The following is a 6,868-nucleotide window of genomic DNA, read 5'->3' on the forward strand; positions in this document are numbered from 1 at the left end:
CCTGCGTCCCGGCTTGCTCGCCTCCGGGTGCGCGTGCCCCGGTGCTGTGTCCTGCATCGGCGCTGTGGCCCGCACCGGCGCTGTCCGCGCCGGCGCCGCGAGCGACGCCTCGTCGGCCGGCTCAGTCCTCGGCGTACCCCAGGTCGTCGGTGTCCTCGCCCTCGTCGGTCAGCGCGTCCCGCACCAGCTCGAACGCGAGGCCGGGCGGGTACCCCTTGCGGGCCAGCGAGCCGACGGCGCGCCGGACGCGCACCTCGCGGTCGAGGCCGCGGGTGCGCGCGACCAGCTTGCCGGCCAGCCGCGCACCCGCGGCGCGCTCGTCGTCCGGGGCGAGCTGGTCGAGCGCCACGGACGCGGTGTCCTCGTCGATGCCCCGACGGCGCAGCTCGGCGGCGATCCCGCGGCGGGCGAGCCCTCGTTCGGCGTGCCGCGTGCGCACGATGGTCTCCGCGTACGTGGCGTCGTCGACCAGGCCCACCTCGCCGAACCGGTCGAGGACCTGCGTCACGACGTCCTCGGGGTAACCCTTGCGGGCCAGGGACTGCTCGAGCTCGCGGCGCGACTTCTGCGCGGCCGTCAGGACGCGCAGGACGACCTCACGGGCCTTCTCGACGGCCTCGTCCCGGCTGATCTCACCGGCCTCGAGGCGTTCGGCGACGGTCCGGCGGGGCGCCCTGTCGGCACCCCCACGACGGCCGCGGCCGCTTCGGGGAGCGGCTCCCGGACCACCTGCGGCGTCACCGTCCCGGGTAGCGGGACGGCCCCGACGCTTCCCCACGCCGGGACCGTCCGCTGGATCACCGTACTGCACGTCAGAACGGCGCCTTCTCGGCGGCGGCCTCCGCCTTGGCCGCGGTCTTCGCCGCGGCGGTCTTGGTGGTCTTCGAGCGCGAGGCAGGCGCCTTGGTGGCCTTGGCCGTCGCGCTCGTCCGCGTGGACGAGCTCGCCGCGGCGACCGTGCCGGAAGCCGGTCCCGCGTCGATCGCCGGGGCCGCTGGGGCGTCCGCCGGCGCGTCCACCTTCGGGCCCACGCCCAGCTTCTCCTTGACGCGCTTCTCGATCTCGTTGGCGAGGTCGGGGTTGTCACGCAGGAACGAGCGGGCGTTCTCCTTGCCCTGGCCGAGCTGGTCGCCCTCGTAGGTGAACCACGACCCGGACTTGCGCACGAAGCCGTGCTCCACGCCCATGTCGATCAGTCCGCCCTCACGGGAGATGCCGACCCCGTACAGGATGTCGAACTCGGCCTGCTTGAACGGCGGGGCCATCTTGTTCTTGACGACCTTGACGCGCGTGCGGTTACCCACCGCGTCGGTGCCCTCCTTGAGGGTCTCGATGCGCCGGATGTCGAGGCGGACCGACGCGTAGAACTTCAGCGCCTTGCCACCCGTCGTGGTCTCGGGCGAACCGAAGAACACGCCGATCTTCTCGCGGAGCTGGTTGATGAAGATCGCGGTGGTGCCGGACGCGCTGAGCGCGCCGGTGATCTTGCGCAGGGCCTGCGACATGAGGCGGGCCTGCAGACCCACGTGGCTGTCGCCCATCTCGCCCTCGATCTCGGCCTTGGGCGTCAGGGCCGCCACCGAGTCGACCACGATGATGTCGAGCGCGCCGGAGCGGATCAGCATGTCCGTGATCTCCAGCGCCTGCTCACCGGTGTCCGGCTGCGAGACCAGGAGGGCGTCGGTGTCGACACCGAGCTTCTTGGCGTACTCGGGGTCCAGGGCGTGCTCCGCGTCGATGAACGCGGCGATGCCACCCTGGCGCTGGGCGTTGGCCACCGCGTGCAGCGCGATGGTGGTCTTGCCGGAGGACTCCGGACCGTACACCTCGACGATGCGGCCGCGGGGCAGGCCCCCGATCCCCAGTGCCACGTCGAGGGCGATGGACCCGGTCGGGATCACCTCGATCGGCGCACGGGTCTCGTCGCCGAGGCGCATGACCGAACCCTTGCCGAAGTTGCGGTCGATCTGGGCGAGGGCGGCCTCGAGGGCCTTCTCGCGATCTGCTGGTGCGGGCATGTGCGACACCTTCGTGGTCGGGGCGCTCTCGGCGCCTGCGTGGATGGCTCCGTACGTTGTCGTCCGTACAGCCGGCGGTACGTCGTGACCGACCGTACGCGGAGCCACTGACACGGACGCCTTCTCCGGCCGCCGCCTGTGGACGACGTTCCGAAATCCGTGCCTGTGGTGGAAGTCTAGCCGAACGCGTGTTCGAGGCACGGCGCGACACGCGGGCGTGTCGCCCGCCCTGCCGCCGGTGCCCCCGCGGACCTCCGCGAGCGCTCAGCGGCGGGGCGGCGGGGCCTGCCGGTACTTGTCCGTGCCCCAGCGCTCGGCGTCGGGGACGTCGAGGGCGTCGCACAGCGCGTGCCACACGTCCCGCGGCTCGTCGCCGTCCTCGAGCGCGGCGACCGGGGTGCGCCCGTCCAGCGCGGGCAGCACCTGCTCACGGGCCAGCACGCGCCCGTACGCGCGGCCGAACACCTCGTCGACCAGCTGCCAGAAGTCGCTCTCACGCACCCGACAACCCTACGTCCGCCGGGCCTGGCCCCGGCACCGTGCCGACGGGTCAGTGTCGGTGGTCCGGGACACAATGGCCCCATGCCAGAGCCCGACGACCCGCTGTCCCGGTTCGGACCCGCCACCCGTGCGTGGTTCACCGGGGCGTTCGCGCAGCCCACCGCCGCCCAGGCGGGCGCGTGGGACGCCGTCGCGCGGGACCGGCACGCCCTCGTCGTCGCACCGACGGGCTCGGGCAAGACGCTCGCGGCCTTCCTCTGGTCGATCGACCGGATCATGTCCGCGCCCCCGCCCGAGGACCGCGCCCGGCGCTGCCGCGTCCTGTACGTGTCGCCGCTCAAGGCCCTCGCCGCCGACGTCCAGCGCAACCTCCGCTCGCCCCTCACCGGCATCCGCCAGGCGGCCGCGCGCGAGGGCCTCGAGGTGCCCGACGTCACGGTCGGCATGCGCACGGGTGACACGCCGGCGAACGAGCGGCGCGCCTTCGCGACCCGCCCGCCGGACATCCTCGTCACGACGCCGGAGTCCCTGTTCCTCGTCCTGACGTCCTCGGCCCGGTCGGGTCTCGCGGGCGTGGAGACCGTGGTGCTCGACGAGATCCACGCGGTGGCGGGCACCAAGCGCGGCGCCCACCTCGCCCTGAGCCTCGAACGTCTCGACGCCCTGCTGGACCGGCCGGCACAGCGCATCGGCCTGTCGGCGACGGTCCGCCCGGTCGACGCGGTGGCGGGCTTCCTCGGCGGCGCCAGGACGGGAGAGGGCAGCCGCGAGGTCGTCGTCGTCCAGCCGCCGTCGCACAAGGAGTGGGCGATCGACGTCGTCGTCCCCGTGCCGGACCTGTCCGACCTGGACAGCGCGCCCGCCGTCGGCCCGCCCGGCGAGGCGACCGGTACCGCGGGGGCGCCCCGCAGCGGCGACGACGAGATCGACCTCTCGGGCGCCGCGACCGGACCGCCGCGCCGCGCCTCGGTGTGGCCGCACGTCGAGGAGCGGGTGGTCGACCTGGTGGCGGACCACACCTCGACCATCGTCTTCACGAACAACCGGCGCGGCGCCGAGCGCCTGACGGCCCGCATGAACGAGGTCTGGGCGCAGCGGCAGGGCCTGGAGGTCGCCGACCCGGCCAGCACGTGGGCCGCGCTCGTGCCGGGCCAGTCGGGCACCTCGGCCGGTGCCGCGACACCCGCCCCGGGTCACGACGGCCTGCCGGAGTCGGTCCCCGCGACCGAGCTGACGCTCGCGCGCGCCCACCACGGGTCGATGAGCCGTGCCGAGCGCACGCGGACGGAGACGGAGCTCAAGGAGGGCCGGCTGCCCGCCGTCGTGGCGACGTCGTCGCTGGAGCTGGGCATCGACATGGGTGCGGTCGACCTCGTCGTGCAGGTCGGCGCACCGCCGTCGGTCGCCAGCGGCCTGCAGCGCATCGGCCGCGCGGGCCACCAGGTGGGCGCGGTCTCCAAGGGTGTGGTCTTCCCGATGTTCCGGGGCGACCTCGTGCCCGCCACGGTCATCGCGCAGCGCATGCGCTCCGGCGCCATCGAGCACCTCCACGTGCCCGCCAACCCGCTCGACGTCCTGGCCCAGCAGGTCGTCGCGGCCCTGGCCGTGGACGACTGGGCCGAGGACGACCTGCTCGCGCTCGTGCGCCGTGCCGCCCCCTTCACCCACCTCGGCGAGGCCACGTGGCGGGCGGTGCTGGACATGCTCGCCGGGCGCTACCCGAGCGAGGACTTCGCCGAGCTGCGCGCCCGTATCACGTGGGACCGCGCCACCGGCATGCTGCGCGGCCGCCCCGGTGCGCTGCGCCTGGCCACCACGAGCGGCGGCACCATCCCCGACAAGGGGGCGTACGGCGTCTTCCTCGCCACCGGGGGCGCGGCGGGCGACGGCACCCTGGCCGACGACGTGCCCGGCTCCGGCGGACGCACCCGCGGCGGCAGGCGCGTCGGCGAGCTGGACGAGGAGATGGTCTACGAGTCCCGCGTGGGCGACACGTTCACCCTCGGGTCCAGCACGTGGCGGATCGAGGACATCACCACCGACCGCGTGCTCGTCACGCCGGCGCCGGGCCTGCCGGGCCGGCTGCCCTTCTGGAAGGGCGACGCACCCGGCCGCCCCGCCGAGCTCGGGCGCGCGGTGGGCGCGTTCGTCCGGCAGGCCGACGCCGCGCTCGCCGCCGACCCGGAGGCCGGCCGCGAGCACCTGCGCACCGCGGGACTGGACCCCTGGGCCGCGGACAACCTCGCCGCCTACCTCACCGAGCAGCGGCAGGGCACCGGCCGCGTGCCCGACGACCGCACGATCGTCGTCGAGCGGTTCCGCGACGAGCTCGGCGACTGGCGCGTCGTGATCCACTCGCCGCTCGGCGCGCGCGTGCACGCGCCGTGGGCGCTCGTCATCTCCGCGCGCCTGCGCGCGCGGTTCGGCCTCGACGTGGCCGCCATGCACTCCGACGACGGCATCGTGCTCCGCCTGCCCGACGCCGGCAGCAGCTGGGACGACCTCGACGACCTCGGCCCGGTCCACGACGGCTTCCCGACCGACGCACCGCAGGACGCACCGCGGCAGCAGTACGGCGAGACCGACGGGTCGCCCGTGGTGCTCGGTGACCACGCGCCGCCCGCGGCCCAGGTGCCCGGCCGCGTCACGCTCGAGGACCTGCTCCTGGACCCGGACGAGGTGCTGGGCGCCGTCCGTGACGAGCTCGGCTCGTCGGTCATGTTCGCCGCCCGCTTCCGTGAGGCCGCCGCGCGCGCCCTGCTCCTGCCCCGGCGGCGGCCGGACAAGCGCCAGCCGCTGTGGCAGCAGCGCCAGCGCTCGGCGCAGCTCCTCGAGGTCGCGAGCCAGTACCCCGACTTCCCGATCGTGCTCGAGGCCGCCCGCGAGTGCCTGCAGGACGACTTCGACGTCGCTGCCCTGACCGGGCTCATGCGGGACATCGGCTCGGGGGACGTCCGGGTCGTCGAGGTCACGACCACGACCCCCTCCCCGTTCGCCCAGTCGCTGCTGTTCGGGTACACGGCGCAGTTCCTGTACGACGGCGACGCGCCGCTGGCGGAGCGCCGCGCCGCCGCCCTGTCGCTCGACCCCGAGCTGCTCGCCGAGCTGCTGGGCGAGCAGGGCACGGCCGACCTGTCCGAGCTGCTGGACCCGGGGGCCGTCGAGCGCACGGAGGCCGAGCTCTCCGGTCTGGCGCCCGACCGCCAGGCCCGCGACGCCGAGGGCCTGTGGGACCTGCTGCGCCGCACGGGCCCCCACGACCTGGCCGCCCTGCAGGCCCGCACGCGTGAGGACTCCCGGCATGCCGTCCCCTCCTGGCTCCAGGAGCTCGAGACGTCGCGGCGCGTGATCCGCGTCCGGTTCGCCGGTGAGGAGCAGTGGGCGGTCACGGAGGACGCCGGGCGGCTGCGCGACGCGCTCGGTGTGGCGCTGCCCGTCGGCATCCCCGAGGCGTTCACCGAGCTCGTCCCCGACCCGCTGGGCGACCTGCTGCGGCGGCACGCCAGGACGCACGGGCCCTTCGGGGCGCCGTCCGTCGCACAGCGCTTCGGGCTGGGGGTCGCCGTCGTGGTCCAGGCGCTCACCCGGCTCGAGGCGGCGGGCCTGCTGGCCCGCGGCAGCCTGCGCCCGGCGTCGCTCGGCGGTACGGGCGACGAGTGGTGCGACCCGGGCGTGCTGCGTCTGCTCCGGCGCCGCTCGCTGGCCGTCCTGCGCGCCGAGGTCGAACCCGTGGAGCAGGAGGCCCTCGGTGCCTTCCTGCCCCGCTGGCAGAACGTCTCCACGGGCCTCCTGCGGGGCGCGGACGGCCTGGTGCAGGCGATCGAGCAGCTCGCAGGAGCCGCCGTGCCCGCGAGCGCCCTCGAGACGCTGGTGCTGCCCGCACGCGTGGCGGACTACTCCCCCGCCCTGCTCGACGAGCTCACCGTCGCCGGCGAGGTGCTGTGGGCGGGGCACGCACGCCTGCCCGGGTCGGGGGGCGGCGACGGGCTCGTCTCGCTCCACCTCGCCGACGGCGCGCCGCTCACGCTCGCCGAGCTCGCCCCCGTCGAGGAGGAGGGTCCGCTGGACACCGACCTCCACCGGGCGGTGCTCGACCTGCTCACGGGGTCCGGCGGGTACTTCCTGCCCCGGATCGCCGAGCTGGCCGGCGCGGAGACGGGCGTGGTGCTCGAGGCCCTCTGGGACCTGGTCTGGGCCGGTCAGGTGACGAACGACGGGCTCGGCGCGCTGCGCGAGCGCGTGAGCGGTGCGGGCGCCCACCGCGCGCCGCGCACGGCTGCCCGGGCCCGGCCCGTGCGGCGGTCCCGGTTCGCCGTCTCCCCCGGGCGGCCTTCGGCGGCGCTGCGCAC

The 6,868-nt window shown here is 75.3% G+C and carries 4 protein-coding genes; 1 reads left to right on the plus strand and 3 read right to left on the minus strand.

Annotated elements, in window-relative coordinates; genetic code table 11:
• Positions 1–121 precede the first annotated feature (121 nt).
• The 3 genes from HLB15_RS24915 to HLB15_RS21500 form a co-directional block, all read right to left on the minus strand.
• On the minus strand, positions 122–778 hold the full coding sequence (locus tag HLB15_RS24915; protein WP_171108512.1) for a regulatory protein RecX: 657 nt from the start codon (positions 776–778) through the stop codon (positions 122–124).
• A gap of 34 nt (positions 779–812) precedes the next feature.
• Positions 813–2,018 (minus strand): recombinase RecA, encoded by a 1,206-nt coding sequence (gene recA, locus HLB15_RS21495; protein WP_171108514.1) that lies wholly within the window; start codon positions 2,016–2,018, stop codon positions 813–815.
• 264 nt (positions 2,019–2,282) lie between these two features.
• Positions 2,283–2,519 (minus strand): DUF3046 domain-containing protein, encoded by a 237-nt coding sequence (locus HLB15_RS21500; protein ID WP_171108516.1) that lies wholly within the window; start codon positions 2,517–2,519, stop codon positions 2,283–2,285.
• An 81-nt stretch (positions 2,520–2,600) separates the two neighbouring features.
• Here HLB15_RS21500 and HLB15_RS21505 point away from each other — a divergent pair.
• Positions 2,601–6,868, plus strand: a 4,268-nt coding sequence (locus HLB15_RS21505; protein ID WP_171108518.1) for a DEAD/DEAH box helicase, incomplete at its 3' end; no start/stop codon positions are given.

Source organism: Promicromonospora citrea, assembly GCF_013004695.1.
In the GTDB taxonomy this organism is placed as follows: domain Bacteria; phylum Actinomycetota; class Actinomycetes; order Actinomycetales; family Cellulomonadaceae; genus Promicromonospora; species Promicromonospora citrea.